This window comes from Sphingomonas sp. BL-S-29 (assembly GCF_055521495.1).
In genome coordinates, this window is record NZ_CM145482.1 from 3,573,514 (window position 1) to 3,587,652 (window position 14,139).

The 14,139-nt window shown below is 65.4% G+C and carries 8 protein-coding genes; 3 read left to right on the plus strand and 5 right to left on the minus strand.

Going from position 1 to position 14,139, the window contains the following annotated elements:
- Positions 1 to 89 precede the first annotated feature (89 nt).
- Positions 90 to 2,063, minus strand: coding sequence for a tetratricopeptide repeat-containing sulfotransferase family protein (locus tag ACZ1I2_RS16870; protein ID WP_465176459.1), 1,974 nt, complete (start codon positions 2,061 to 2,063; stop codon positions 90 to 92).
- Between the two features lie 198 nt (positions 2,064 to 2,261).
- Between ACZ1I2_RS16870 and ACZ1I2_RS16875 the strand changes: the two genes are divergently transcribed.
- Positions 2,262 to 4,331: a CocE/NonD family hydrolase gene (locus tag ACZ1I2_RS16875; protein WP_465176458.1), complete on the plus strand. Its 2,070-nt coding sequence runs from the start codon at positions 2,262 to 2,264 to the stop codon at positions 4,329 to 4,331.
- Between the two features lie 68 nt (positions 4,332 to 4,399).
- Here the strand turns inward: ACZ1I2_RS16875 and ACZ1I2_RS16880 are convergent, their stop codons facing one another.
- The gene (locus ACZ1I2_RS16880; RefSeq protein ID WP_465176457.1) at positions 4,400 to 7,387 is read right to left on the minus strand and encodes a TonB-dependent receptor plug domain-containing protein; all 2,988 of its coding nucleotides are present in this window, start codon (positions 7,385 to 7,387) and stop codon (positions 4,400 to 4,402) included.
- A 136-nt stretch (positions 7,388 to 7,523) separates the two neighbouring features.
- The gene (locus tag ACZ1I2_RS16885; protein ID WP_465176456.1) at positions 7,524 to 10,580 is read right to left on the minus strand and encodes a glycosyl hydrolase family 28-related protein; all 3,057 of its coding nucleotides are present in this window, start codon (positions 10,578 to 10,580) and stop codon (positions 7,524 to 7,526) included.
- A 199-nt stretch (positions 10,581 to 10,779) separates the two neighbouring features.
- Here ACZ1I2_RS16885 and ACZ1I2_RS16890 point away from each other — a divergent pair, with 199 nt between their 5' ends.
- Positions 10,780 to 11,316 (plus strand): gluconokinase, encoded by a 537-nt coding sequence (locus tag ACZ1I2_RS16890; protein WP_465176455.1) that lies wholly within the window; start codon positions 10,780 to 10,782, stop codon positions 11,314 to 11,316.
- A 193-nt stretch (positions 11,317 to 11,509) separates the two neighbouring features.
- Here ACZ1I2_RS16890 and ACZ1I2_RS16895 read toward each other — a convergent pair whose 3' ends face one another.
- Complete coding sequence (locus tag ACZ1I2_RS16895; RefSeq protein ID WP_465173914.1) at positions 11,510 to 12,193, minus strand: FadR/GntR family transcriptional regulator; 684 nt, start codon at positions 12,191 to 12,193, stop codon at positions 11,510 to 11,512.
- Between the two features lie 38 nt (positions 12,194 to 12,231).
- A complete protein-coding gene (locus ACZ1I2_RS16900) occupies positions 12,232 to 13,572 on the minus strand; it encodes a GntP family permease (protein ID WP_465176454.1) in 1,341 nt (446 codons plus the stop codon).
- 318 nt (positions 13,573 to 13,890) lie between these two features.
- Here ACZ1I2_RS16900 and ACZ1I2_RS16905 point away from each other — a divergent pair, with 318 nt between their 5' ends.
- Entirely contained in the window at positions 13,891 to 14,121 is a 231-nt protein-coding gene (locus ACZ1I2_RS16905) for a response regulator transcription factor (protein ID WP_465173913.1), read from the plus strand.
- Positions 14,122 to 14,139 lie beyond the last annotated feature (18 nt).

A 14,139-nucleotide genomic window follows, 5' to 3' on the forward strand; every position in this document is an offset into this window, starting at 1 on the left:
GGGCCTGACCCCCGATTTGATGGTGAAGGTCACCTGATTCGGCTGGAGCGGGAAGCAAAATAATCGGATGGGGGCATCCAATATAGGCATCATCGCCGCGTCATCCCATCATGGGCGAGCGGACCCAGCGTTTCGACCAGTGGGCCGAGCCAGGGTTCGAAGCGCCGCCACTGGTCGAGTCCGTCGCGAAAGATCGGCTGTCGCACCTGTTCCGAACTCGGCGTGCGGACGGCCCGGTCCGTCTCGAAGAAACTGAGGCACCCATTTTCGAACTCCAGGCCGCAATGGTCGAGCAGGCGTTGCACCTCCCGCTCCGGCTCCTCGACGATCGCCTCATAGGAAAGATGCAGCACACGACCGGGCAGGACCGTATCGAAATGCCGCATCAGAGCCTCATATTCCACGAAATAGCGGCCAAGGTCGCCCAGATCGTAGCTATAGGCCTGGCCCCGCGCGAAATTCTGCTTGAACAGCGACAGGCAGCAGGCAAGCGGATGGCGCCGGATATCGATGATCCGCGCCTTGGGCAGGATCAGATGGATCAGCCCGACATGCAGGAAATTGCCGGGAAACTTGTCGACGAAATGCGCCCGTTCGAGGGGGCGATGTCCGCGCGTCCGTTCCAGATATTCGTCACCCAGCGCGGAAAAGGCATCGCGCGGCAGGTCAGCCAGCGATGCTGGATACGCCTCGCCGTCGCGCGCCGCGAGGTTCGAAAGCCGTCGCGCCAGAGCGGTAATGTCCGGCAGTTCCGACGCGCCCTCGACCTTGCTGTGGCTGGCGAGGATCTGCTCGACCAGGGTCGATCCCGATCGCGGCATGCCGAGCACGAAGATCGGGTCTTCAGCCGCCAGCCCGACATTCGCCCGCTTGGCGAAAAAGTCCGGTTGAAAGGTCGCAATCGTGCGCCTGACAAAAGCTGCATGGCCGTCCGCATCATGCGGTGTCACCGCGCGCCGCGCGGCATTGGCCTGGCGATAATGGTCGAACGAGTCGGCATAGCGCCCCTCATCCTCCCGCGCCTTGCCGAGCGCGAAATGAACATGCGCGACGCTGTCGGCGTTGAGCTCGCCGCCCGCCAGCAGCCCAAGCATGCGGTCGATATCGCCCGGCTCGAAACGCCAGGTCTTGAGATTGGCCAGGCTCCACCAGGGTTCGCCGAACGCCGGGTCGAGCGCGATCGCGCGGCGATAGGCGCTTACAGCCTCGGCCTGCTGGCCCAGCGCGCGCAAGGCATGCCCCTTGCCGTGCCACAACCGCGCATCTTCCGGCGCGGTCGCGATGGCTGCGGCGAACTCCTCGACTGCCTCGCGCTCCCGGCCGAGCTGCATCAGGATCGCTGCCTTCAACGCCCGGAAGGCAGTGATACCGGACTCCGCGATCTCCTCCAGCGCCTCCCGGTTGCGTTCGAGCCGGTGGAGCAGGATGGCCCGATGATAGCGCGCCGGCGGATAATCGGGCGCGGTCGCGAGCAAGGCTGCGGCAGCCTCGTCGCACCCGAGCCGCACGGCGACATCGGCAAGCAGCCGCCTCGCCGCCGGATCGTTGAGATCCAGGCCGAAACGAATGCGCAGTTTCTCGGCGGCAGCGGGATCGCGCCCATCGAACAATCCCATAGCCACCTCGCCCAGCGCCGCGTCGCTCGCGCTGCCGGGAACCGGCCGCGCTTGCGCCGCCGACGCGGCATCGATCTGCCCGAGCATCGCAAGCTGGTCGCCCAGCGCATGCCATGCGAGCGAGGATTGCGGGTTGGCGCGGGTCGCGCGATCCAGTGCCGCCGCAGCAGCCTCGCATTGGCCCAGCGCCGCGAGCGCCATGCCATGCTCATAGTGCAGGCCCCATGCGCCGGGTCGGGCAGCGGCCAACGGCGCCAGCACCTTCAGCGCATCGCTCGGATCGCCACTACGACGCAAGGCGGCCCCCAGCACGAACTGCGCCTCGACCGAATGCGGCGTCGCCAGCAAAACCTGCCGCGCTGCGTCCGTCGCAGCAGCCGGATCGGTGCCGAGTAGGTCTCTTGCCCGTTTCACGGCCGCCGCCGCGTCGCGATGATCGCCAGTCATGGGCAGTGCCTGAATCCCCGACATCGACATCGGGCACCGCAGTGCCGCAACGGCAGAAAGACTAGGCGCATCGTCTACCGGCCGGGCTTTCTAAAATCTATGACGGCATTGCAAAAAGGCATTGGAAGGGGTGGACGGCATGAACGCACTATCGGCACGCAACGGCATTTGCCGGGCTAGCGCGGGGGGCGCACGATAATGCCGGGTTCGCGCCGTGAGTTTCTCGCCGCCTCGCTCACCGGCCTAGCGCTGGGCCGCAGCACCCTCGCCCGCGCGGCGGAGCCCAAGCCATGGGCGCTGCCACCCAAGGGAACGGTCAAGCATATCGACGCGGCGCGCATTCCGATGCGCGATGGCGTGACGCTCCGCGGCCGGATCTGGCTGCCCGCCGATGCCGATACCAAACCCGCCCCCGTCGTGCTCGAATATATCCCCTATCGAACCCGCGACGCCTATAGCGCGGCCGACGATTATTGGGGCGAGACGCTGGCCGGCTACGGCATCGGTTTCGCGCGGATCGACATTCGCGGCTCCGGCGATTCGGATGGCATCCTCCATGACGAATATCTGGCGAGCGAACAGGATGACGGCGCCCAGATCATCGCCTGGCTCGCCGCTCAACCCTGGTCGAACGGTGCCGTCGGCATGCGGGGCATTTCCTGGGGCGGGTTTTCGACGCTGCAGACGGCGATGCTCAATCCACCAGCGCTCAAGGCGATCATGCCGATGGCCTGTTCGGATCGCCGCTATACCGACGACGCGCATTATGTCGGCGGTTGCCTCGGTCTGACCAACTTCAAATGGGGCGCCAATTTCAAGGGCGTCATGGCCGCGCCGCCCGATCCGCTCATCGCCGGCCCGGCCTGGGAATCGATGTGGCGCGAACGGCTCCAGGCATCTCCGCCGATCATCGCGCGCTGGACTGAGCATCAGCACGAAGACGGCTATTGGCGGCATGGGTCGCTCCACTTCGATTACGCCGCGATCAAATGCCCGACCTATGTCGTCGGTGGCTGGGCCGATGCCTATGTCCATTCGGTGCCGCGGCTGCTCGAAGGATTGAGCTGCCCGCGCAAGGCGCTGGTCGGGCCCTGGGGCCATACCTATGCCTGGGTCGGTGGCCCGGGCCCGGCGCTGGACTGGGCCTATGAGGAAATCCGCTGGTGGTCGCACTGGCTGCGCGGCGAACGTACCGGCATCATGGATGAGCCGATGTTGCGCTTCTATTGCCCGAGCGCAACGCCCGCCCAGTCCGCCCCGGGCGAAACGCCCGGGCATTGGGCCGCTGAACCGGTGTGGCCGTCAAAGGCCGTACATCGGCAGCGCCTGTATCTCACCGACACCGGCCTCGCGCCGCGGCCCGGCCCGGCGAAGACGCGTCGTCACAAATCCAACAATGCCGTGGGGCTGAAGACGCCCGAATGGGTGCCGTTCGGCCAGGCGGAAATGCCGGGCGACCAGCGTACCGACGATGCCCTTTCGATCACCTATGACATGGCACCCCTGCCCGCTGACGTGGAACTGCTCGGCGTGCCGAAAGTCCGTCTGCGCGTCGCGGCCGACAAGCCGGTCGCCCAGGTTGCGGTGCGGCTGTGCAAGGTCATGCCGGACGGCACCTCATGGCGACTGGCCTATGGCCTGCTCAACCTCACCCATCGCGACGGGCATGACACGCCCCGACCGCTGACGCCTGGCAAGGCCGTCGATGTGGAGATCGCCCTTGGCTTCGTCGCGCAACAGCTCAAGGCCGGGGAACGCCTCCGGCTCGCCATCTCGGAAGGGCTATGGCCGCTCGTCTGGCCCTCACCCGAAGGCCCGACGCTGACGCTGGATCCGGTCGCCAGCAGCCTGGAGCTGCCGATCCGAACCCCGCCGCTCGCCGAACCGGCCATGCCTGTCCAGACCGTGCCGATCGCGCCCGACAAGGGCGAGGTCGTGGTAAGCACGACGATCGACCAGGGCCGCCTGACCGTGACCGGCGTCTGGCCCGACAAGAAACGAACCTGCGCCAACGGAACCGAGCTCTCGGGCTATGGCCCGAACACGGTTGCGTCGATCATGACGGGCGATCCCAATAGCGGGGTCTGGTCGGGCAACCGCATCAGCCGCTATCGCCGCGAAGGCTGGAATTGCGAGCTCCGAATTGCCTTCGAGGTGAGGTCGACAGCGGCGACGTTCGACGTCGTCGAATCGATCGAGGCCTTCAACAACGGCACATCCATCTTTTCACGCGAAGCGAAGCAGTCGATCAAGCGACGCCTCGTTTAGACGGTCCTCGCATCAATGCCGACCGTGCATGCCCGGCGGGGCACGCACGGTCGGCTATTCCGGCAAGATCAGAACTTTGCTCGGACGCCGACGCGGTACACGCGGCCCAGCGTGTCGTAGAGCGCCGGGTTCACGTCGAGGCCGGTATTGGTCTGCGGCGACGGCGCGGGATCGTGATCGAAGATATTGTCGACCTTGAAGAAGGTTTCGATCCCCTGGGTGATCTTCACCGAGCCGCCGAGGTCGAGATAGAAGGCGCCCTTCATCTTGTTGAAGTCGATCGTCGGATGATTGGCGGTCGAGGCCGGGCAGCCGGTGGTGCACACGACATATTGATTGCCGAACACGCCATTGCTGAACCAGCGCTCCTGAACGAGGAGGCTGAACCGGTCGTTGCTGTAGCTCTGCGTCGCCAGCCACTTCCAATGGGGCGTGTTGCCGGTGTTGGCGCCGGCCTGGTCGACCACGTCGACGCCGGCGATGCCGGCATCGACCAGGAACTCACGGATATGCGTTCCAAGGGCGCGGATGGTGAAGTTGCCCGGCAGGCCAAGCGGCTGCTGCCACTGATAGCTCGCCTCGATATCGAACCCGCTGGTCTTCCAGGAAGCGAGATTGAACGGCTTGACGTTGATGAAGTTGTCGGCCTGGTTCGCATTGTCCAGTTTGAAGGCGCTGCAAAAGCTCTTGAGACCATCGGCGCAGAATTGCACGATCTGCGCTGCCGACAAGGTCGAGATCACGCCCTTCAGCTCGATGTTGTAATAGTCGAACGACAGGCTCAAGCCCGGGAGCCAGGACGGACGCGACAGAACGATGCCGAGTTCGGTGTTGCGTGCGATTTCCGGTTTCAGGTCGGGATTACCAACTGTGTTCTGGAACGCCTGCACCGGTGGGCCGAACGGATTGGTAAAGCTTGGCTGCGTCGTGACGGTAGGCGCGGCGAACAGCTCCGACAGGTTTGGCGCGCGCACGTCGCGCGACGTCACGGCCCGCAGCCGGATGCCGTCGAGCGGGGTTTCCCAGGTGCCGCCGATCTTCCATGCCCAAACCGTGCCCGACGTGCTGTAATGCGTGACTCGACCGGCGCCGTTCAGGTTCGCCTTGCCGATCCCGTCGCCATCGAACAACGGCACGTCGAGTTCGAGGAACCCTTCATAGACATCATATTTGCCGCTGCCATTCTTGTAATTGCCGGCCGCCCAGTTGCTCCCCTGGGAAGCATTGAGCAGCGGATCCGCCGGATAGGCAGCACTGCTCGGGCTGATGCTCGAAACGCCGGCACCATAAGGATCGGCGTTCACACGATAGAATTCGTGCCGATATTCGCCACCGAACGCGACCGATAGCGGGCCTGCCCACAGATCGAGCGGCTGGCCCGAGAAGTTGAGGCTGACGACATCCTGAGTCAGCTTGGTATGCTGGAACGGCCCGTTGGCCGGCGTGATATAGGCAAGCGCGGCCGACGACGGGACACCGCCAAAGATATTGATCGGCTGACAACCGGCGGCTCGCGCACCCGCGTCGGCGCATACGATGGCGCCGTTCAGCGTGATGGCATTGGCCGCGGCGACGTAACGGTTCTGAATGACGATGTCGTGAACTTTGATGTCGGAAATGGTCGTGCCGTGCTCGTAATAGGCATCATATTTCCAGTCGGAACCGCCCAGGTCGAACGCTCCCTTCAGGCCACCGACGAAGCGATATTGACGCCGATCGGTGAAGACCTTGGGATCCGGGAAATAGCCGTTGCTCGAGCCGAAGTTGAACTTGGTGATGCCGGCGGTGACGCACCGATCCTTTACCAGCTGCGGCAGGAACGCGTTTGAGCATTGGACGTCCGCCAGATTCTGTCGATTATAGCCTGGGCTCGGCTGATTGCTGGTCGTCACCTTTGCAACGTTGACAGTCAGATAGGCTTCGTTGTTTTCAGCGAAGTCGAAGCCGATCCGGCCAAAGCCGTTGAGGCGCTCCAGCGCCGACTTCAGCGACGCGCCGGAGCCGGGCGCACCGGACAGGTCGCCGCCGACGCAGAAGCCATTGCCGGGGTAGCAGCCCGTAACAGTGCCGGTGCCCGTCGGCTTGCCACCCGACCCGTAGTTGAAATTATACGGCGCGCCGTTCTGATCGAACGCGATTCCCTGCAGCGGGCCGTTGTTGATCAGGCCGTACCGCGCATACTGATAGGGCTGCGCATAATCGCGATAATTGAACCGCGGCAGGCCGTTATTGGCCTGTCCTGTATCGACCAGCGTGGTCGCGCGATACCAGTCGCGCCCGCCCGCAAGGTCCGTGCCGAAATCGCCCGGGCCGACACCGTCTTCATGGTCGAATTCGCCGCTTACGATCAGGTGCAGCCGGTTGTCCAACAGCGCCGTGCCCCAGGCCGCCTGGACCAGCGCCTGCTCGTCATCACCGTAATTGGTGATGCCGCCCTGGACGTTCGCCTTGAAACCCGTGAAGCGCGTGTCAGTGATGAAGTTGACCACGCCGCCGACTGCGTCCGACCCATAGGATGCGGATGCGCCGCCGTTCACCACGTCGACCCGCTTCACCAGCAGCTGCGGGAACATGCTAATGTCGGGAACGCCGGTCACGTTCGCGCCGACGACACGCTGGCCATCAAGCAGGGTCAGCGTGCGGATCGTACCGAGGCCGCGCAGCGAGAAGGAGCTCAGGCCCTGCTGGCCGCTCGACGTGCTGAACGTGCCCGTGGCCGCACCGGTCGACCCCTGCAGCGACGGCAGCTGGGCGATGGTGTTGAAGATGTTCGGCTGCGCGTTGCGGGCGATCGACTCCTCGTTGATGACGGTCGTCGGCGTCGGCGCATTGAAGCCGCTCGACATGATGCGGCTGCCGGTGACGATGATATCGCCCTCCGGCTTTTCCGCCTCTGGCGCCGACTGCAACGGCGCCGGCGTGGCTGCCTCGAGCTGAGCGGGTGCGGTTTGGGCGGATGCAGGGGCGAACGCGAGGCCGGCAGCGAGTGCGGCAAGGCTGGTAACGGTACCACGAAGGCCCGTCAGAGCGCGGCGGTCAAACGAATTTTTTCCCATCATCCATCCCCTGTTTGTCATTCTTGGACGCGCCGCCTTGGCTGACGAATCGCGTACTTGTGAGATACACTTACCGGATCACGATCCGCCCATCATCTACGACCATGGTCGCATAGCATCGCCCCGATGGGAGCGTTCACGGCCGCGCGGAATACAGTGCATGATGCGTGAGGATGAACAGCGTGCGCCCGTCCGGGCCACCGAACAGCAGCTGCAGCGGCCGCTCGGGCACGTCGATCCGCCCCAGTTCGCCGCCATCGGCACCATAGATGAATATCTGGCCGTTCGCGACATAGACGCGGCCGTCCGGCCCCGCCGCCACGCTCTCCCCGCCGCGCGGCGCGAAGGGCTTGAGATCGGTCACCGCGCCGCGCGGGCCGAGCAGGCCAGAATAGGTCCGGTCCTCCGAACCATTGGCGACATAGACCCGCTCGCCGATCTTGCCGGTGACCCAGCCATAGGTGTCGAGTGTATCGGAGAAGCGCCAGCCCAGATGATTGGCCGGCCCCTGCTGCCACACACGATAGGCCGGCAGGATCAGGCTGCCATCGGGCGAGACATAGTCGCGTGCCTTGGGCACCGCCATGTCGCGCGCGAACATTTCGGCAAGCGTGGTGAACTGGTCGGTCGCGGGGTCATATTGATCGCGGAACTCGCCATTGTTCCAGAAGCTGCCGGGCAGCGCGATCCGGGCACCCGACCGGTCGCCGGCGGGCGTCGGGGCGATCACCCGCACTGCCTGGGCCTCGCCGGGTTTGATGCTGTAAACGGTCGCCTCGGGGCCGTCCGAGGACAATATCATCAGATTGCCCGACCGATCGACCGCGAGGTTTATAGGATCGACCGGGGCATCGGCGACGATCGAAAGTCCCTCCTTGTCCGACCAGCCATGGATGCGGTGGAACTGCCGGTCGACGAAATAGAGCTTGCCGGCCGAATCCACCGCGCCGCCGCCGAGCGCGTAAAAGTCACCGGCGAGCCGCGTCACCGGCACGAGCGGCGGCGCTGCGGCAACGGGCGCCGCGTCAGTCACGTCCAGCACCGCGAACTCGCGCTCGCGCACCTCCGCGCCACGCGTCAGATCCTGGATCGCATTCGCAAAAGGGTATTTGCTCGCACGCAGATAGGTGCCGCAGCCATTGGTGTCGCAGGTCGAAAAGCCGCTCTCCGCGTTGACATGGACATTGCGGAAACGGATGCCGGTCGAGCCGTAGAGCTTGACCGCCGCCGGTGCCGGCTGGAGCGAACGGGTGACGCGGTAGCCATGGAAATTGGCGAACAGGATGTCGCGCGAATTGCGCACCTCCAGCGCGACCGTATTGCGCCCCTCGCCCGCCTCTTCCTCGGTCTGCGGCGCCAGGAATTCCCAGTTGCGCACGCCGTCAAGCACGATCTCGGCGCGCACATGATGCTCGGCTGACATCTGATAGACATAGCCGGGCGTCGCCGTATCCGACACATGAAGCCCGGACTGGGCATAGGTGTTCGGCGTCCACAGGCCGTTGAAAGTGCCGCCACCGCCATCCGTCACCCACAGGCTGGAATATTGCGCGTCCCAGCGCTTCTTCGGGTCGGCATCCGATGTGTGGTTGGCGTTATAGGGATCGAAGCGGCTGCCATCGGCGAGATTGGTGCCGTGCCCGCCCTGGAACTTGACGTCGTCGACCAGCGACTTTTCGCCCGCGCGCCACAGCAGCGCCGTCGCGCGCGGGTTGATGCCGCCGGTGGCGAGGCCGAGACCCGAGACGATCGCGTCACCGCCTTTGGCGCTTTCCATCAACGCCCTGGCCGGGCCGACCCCGCGATAGGCGGGCGTGTCGTCGGCCAGCACGATCTGGGTCAGGCTGGGATGCAGGCCGATCAGCACGCTGTCGGGGCGCAGCTTCAGCGTATCGGTGACGCGGTAGAAGCCCGAGGGGAAATAGAGAATCTGATGGGTGTCGATCGCGCGCTGGAGCGCGGCGGTATCGTCAGTTGCATTGTCACCCTTCGCACCGAGATCGTGGACATTGGACCACCCAGCGGTACCGGGGAACGCGCGGATCGCCGGATCGCGGCGGCGCGGCAGCGATGACAGCGGGGCGGCATCCATGCGTGTCGCAAAGCTGCCCGCCTGGCCGAGCGCCGCCAGGGTCAGCCCATAAGTGAACTCCTTGACCCGGTAACGCGGCGCCGGCCCCGCGACCGTCTTGCCGCTCTCACGGAACCGGGCGAACACCGGCGTGCCGCTGGCCACGGCATTGTCGAACCCGATCTGGGTATAGGCATTGCCTTCGTTGCTGATGATGATCCCGGCGCGCGAGACATTCTCGAAGCGGACGTCCTTGCCCCACAGCCAGTCGCCATAGCCGCGGTCGATCTCGATCCCGACGGGTACGTTGCGGAGCACGGTATTCACCAAGGTCAGCCCGGCCTCATGCTCGCGGATCGCGGCATCGCGCTGGCCGTCGAACACGGAATCCAGCAACGTGTACTGCCAGGCGGGCGAGGTCTTCTCGGCCAGGATGCCATAGCGCCCGCCATAAAATCGCAAGTCCATGCCGAGATTGCCGACCTGGTAGATGCCGGCGAGCGCCGAGCCGAGATGGAAGTCGATATGGCTGAGATAGGTGTGCTGCGCGGTGTGGAAGCGCACCGCCGTCGCCGCCGGATTGCCATTGCCGATCTCGAAATTCACATTGGCCATCGCCGAATAGAAAGTGCCCGAATTGGCGTCCGCAATGTCTGGATCGAACGGCACGCTGGTCGGCGGCGGCACGGGCACCTTGCCGCGCAACGGCACCCCGCCCGGCCCCGGCGCGGTGCCGCTCGGCTGGTTGCCGGTAAAGAACACCATGCTCCCGACGCCGCGCTGGAAGCCGGGCGTATTGGGCGCGAGCAGGAGAACCGGGCGGGTCTTGCCCACACCGAACAGGCGCACGCCGGGCCACATATAGAGGGTGCGGGTGAGCCGATAACGTCCCGAGGGCAGAAACACGATGCCGCCGCCGGGACGCGCAGCCGCCGCATCGATCGCCGCCTGGATCGCGGCGGTATCGTCAGCCAGGCCGTCGCCCCGCGCCTTGACGGTGACCGCAGCGGGATCGTTCGGGGCGACGGAGAAGGCCGAAACCGCGGGCTGCTGCGCGCCGGCGACCGCACCGATCGGCATCGCCGCGACAATCAAACACCGCGCGATCATGCTCGCCTTCATGCGTCTTCACCTTTCGCGACAAACCCGCATTTTCGCGGTTAGCGCGCAGGGTACGCGGTCGCAGCCATGTCTGCGACCGCGACAAAGGTCGCAATAGTCAAAACCGTCACGTGCCCAATAAGGTCGCCCTGGATGCGTCGCTCGAATTCGCGCGAACGGTGACGAAAGCTGAGGACGCGAGGTGAAGGCACAGGGTAACATGACTGGATTGCCCCCCTGCGCGATCATCGCGATGGGCGTGAGCGGTTGCGGGAAGTCGACCCTGATCGCGCATCTCGGCGCACATCTGTCCTGCCCTGCCCTCGAAGGCGACGATTTCCATGCCGAGGCGAGCGTCGCCAAGATGCGGGCCGGGCAGCCCCTCGACGATGAAGACCGCTGGCCATGGCTAGACCGGCTGGGTGCCGCGATCGGATCGGCGGTGGATGAGCATGGAATCGCCGTCGCCGCCTGTTCCGCGCTCAAGCGACGCTATCGCGAGCGGCTCGAACGTGCGGCGGGCGTACCGTTGCTATGGGTATTGCTCGACGGCGAGCGGGACGAAATCGCCGCGCGGCTGGCCGCGCGAAAGAGCCATTACATGCCGACCAGCCTGCTCGACAGCCAGTTTGCCGCGCTGGAGCGGCCTATGCCCGACGAGCGCGCACTGATCCTGCATTGCTATGCGCCGATCGACAATCTCAGCCGGGAGGTCCTCGCCTGGGCACAGGCCGGCATCCTCTCCACCGCGCGTTAGAGTAGCTTGCATTAAATCGGAGCCACCCGTTCGTCCTGAGTAGCCATCGAGTAGCCGCGTAGCGGCGTATCGAGAGCCCGTATCGAAGGACAGGTTCCGCGCGATAACCTGTCCTTCGATACGGGCTCTCGATACGCCTTCGGCTACTCGATCCCTACTCAGGACGAACGGAGCGAATTAGGCACGCGCTGCTCTAGGTTTCCGGCATCAGCCGCTTGCGGCCCTGCGACAAATGCCAGCGCATCGCCAGTGCGGCGCCATCGGCATCCTGGGCACGGATCGCATCGACGATCGCGTCATGTTCTTCCATCATCGTGGCGATGACGTCGGGTGGACGCGAACGCGAGATATCGACCCCGGCACGCAGGATCAGCATCACGTCTTCCTGGAGACGATCGAGCGTGTCGGCAAAGGCGCTGTTGCCGGTCGCCTCCGCGATGGTCCGGTGCAGCACCCAATCCTCGGTATGGGCCGGGTCGCTGGACAACAGTGCACGGCGTAGCCCCTCAAGCGCCGCGTCGATCGCCTCCATCTGCTGGTGCGAACGCCGCTGCGCGGCCAGGCGGGCGGCTTCGGCCTCGAGCACGAAACGGACTTCATAGGTGCCGAGCGTCGCCGCGAGGCCGTGCATCGGCATGTGCGAGCCGAGCCGTTCCGACGGACGGCGCTTCACATAGGAGCCCGCGCCGCGCCGCGCCTCGGTGATGCCGTCGGCGGCGAGCCGGACCAGTGCCTCGCGCACGATCGAGCGCGACATGCCGAAGACTTCGGCGAGCCGCGCTTCGGATGGGAGCCGGTCGCCGGTCACCAGGCCTTCGTCGTTGATGATCTGAACGATGCCGGTATAGGCGCGCCCCGCCAGCGTCCCTTCCCGCACCACCGGGCCGTCCTTGCCGATGCGGGCGCCGCCGCCAGTCATATGACGTAGCTGAGCGCCACGACCGCGGCGAGCCCGGCCACCGAGATGACCGTCTCCAGCATCGACCAGGTACGGAAGGTGTCGGCCGTACTGGTGCCGACATAGCCCTTCACCAGCCAGAAGCCCGGATCGTTGACATGGCTGAAGAACACCGAGCCGGCGCCGATCGCCAGCACCACGAGTTCGGGCGAGACGCCGGACGCGGCGACCACGCCTGGCATGACCCCGACCGCCGTGATCGTCGCGACCGTCGCTGACCCGGCGGCGAGCCGGATGCCGACCGCAACCAGCCAGCCGAGCAGCAAGGGCGAGATCGCATACATCATCACCGCCCGCGCGAGCAGGTCGGACAGGCCGGCAGTGACCAGCACCTGCTTCAGCGCACCGCCGGCACCGATCGCCAGCAGGATCGCCCCCGCCGCGCCCATCGTCTCAAACCACACGGCATCCTGGATCGCCGCCTCACTGAGCCGGCGCCCGAACAACAGGGGCAGCGCGATGAGATTGGTGACGAGCAGCGCCAGCACCGGGTTGCTGGCGGCGGCCAGCCAGACGGCGTCCTTGAGCCCCGGCACCAGCTTGCCGAGCTCGCCCGCCGCGATCAGCACGATCGGCAGCAGCACGATGAACAGCGACACCGCGCGTGGCGGAGGCGTGAGGTCCAGGGAATGATCGCTGAGGACCGGTTCGACCAACTTCACGCCCCGCGTCGTAAACCTGGCGAGCACCGGGCCGGCGAGAATGGCGATCGGGATCGCGATGATGATGCCGTAGAGCATGGTGAGGCCTAGGCTGGCACCGAGCGCCTCGACTGCGAGCAACGGACCCGGATGCGGCGGTACCAGCGCATGGACCACGCCCAGGCCGGCCAGCGCGGGCATGATCAGCCGCAGCTTGGCGGCATCCCGGTCGCCATCGTCGGGCATCGCTTTCGCCGCCGCCACCACGATCGGCAACAACAGCACCAGCCCGGTTTCGAAAAAGAGCGGAAGCCCGATGATGATGGCGATGCCCAGCGTCGCCCAGGGCGCTGCCTTCGGCCCGGTCAGGCGCAGCGCGCCGGTGGCAAGCGACGCCGCAGCGCCCGACAAATGCAGCATGGCGCCGAGCGACAGACCCAGCGCAACCACCAGCCCGGTGCCGCCGACGATATCGCCAACTCCCTTCTGCACGGCTTTGGCCGTATCGGCGAGCGGCAGGCCGGCCAGCAGGCCGACCGCGAAGGCGCCGCACAACAGTCCGATGAATGGGTGGAGACGCCCGCGAACGATCAACAGGATCGCAAGGGTGATGCCGGCGATGGCGGCCATCACCAGCCTGATATCGGCACCGGTCACCAGCACCGCTCCAGCCGTGGCACGCGACTTTCAATCGCTACGGACATCGCCCCTCCTATCCCGGCGGCGTTTTCACCTCCGGATCCCTATATCATATCTGTAGGACAGGTTTCCGCGTCGTAGCAACGAAAAAAGACTTGATCCACCGTACGTTTCAAGAACATAAATAAAGCTGTCCAACTGATTCCGCGTAAACAGGAACCCGGACAGGGGTTGCGCGACGGTGCGGATGCGCGACACGGCAGGCCGAAGAGCCAAAGGAGCGAGGATGATATGACGGGGAATCGCCAACAAGCTCATCAGATCGGCGCGGGTGTGATGCCATGCGCGATGGATGGCATCGGCGCACCGGTGCGGCTCACGCCGACTCAGGTCAAGGTGATGCGAGGCGTCCGTTCGGGTCAGCTCAACAAGCAGATCGCGTTCGAGCTGGGGATCGCGGAAGCAACGGTCAAAGCGCACATGACGGCGCTGATGCGCAAGCTCAATGTCAGCAACCGGACGCAGGTCGCCATCGCGGCGCAGACTCTCACTCTCTACGCGTCCTGACCTGACCCACCCCTAATA

Excerpts from the sequence above, each read along its gene's own strand:
- ACZ1I2_RS16880 (WP_465176457.1), bottom strand. The coding sequence starts at position 7,387 with ATGGGAAAAAATTCGTTTGACCGCCGCGCTCTGACGGGCCTTCGTGGT.
- ACZ1I2_RS16875 (WP_465176458.1), top strand. The coding sequence starts at position 2,262 with ATGCCGGGTTCGCGCCGTGAGTTTCTCGCCGCCTCGCTCACCGGCCTA.
- ACZ1I2_RS16870 (WP_465176459.1), bottom strand. The coding sequence starts at position 2,063 with ATGACTGGCGATCATCGCGACGCGGCGGCGGCCGTGAAACGGGCAAGA.
- ACZ1I2_RS16885 (WP_465176456.1), bottom strand. The coding sequence starts at position 10,580 with ATGAAGGCGAGCATGATCGCGCGGTGTTTGATTGTCGCGGCGATGCCG.
- ACZ1I2_RS16905 (WP_465173913.1), top strand. The coding sequence starts at position 13,891 with ATGCCATGCGCGATGGATGGCATCGGCGCACCGGTGCGGCTCACGCCG.
- ACZ1I2_RS16890 (WP_465176455.1), top strand. The coding sequence starts at position 10,780 with ATGACTGGATTGCCCCCCTGCGCGATCATCGCGATGGGCGTGAGCGGT.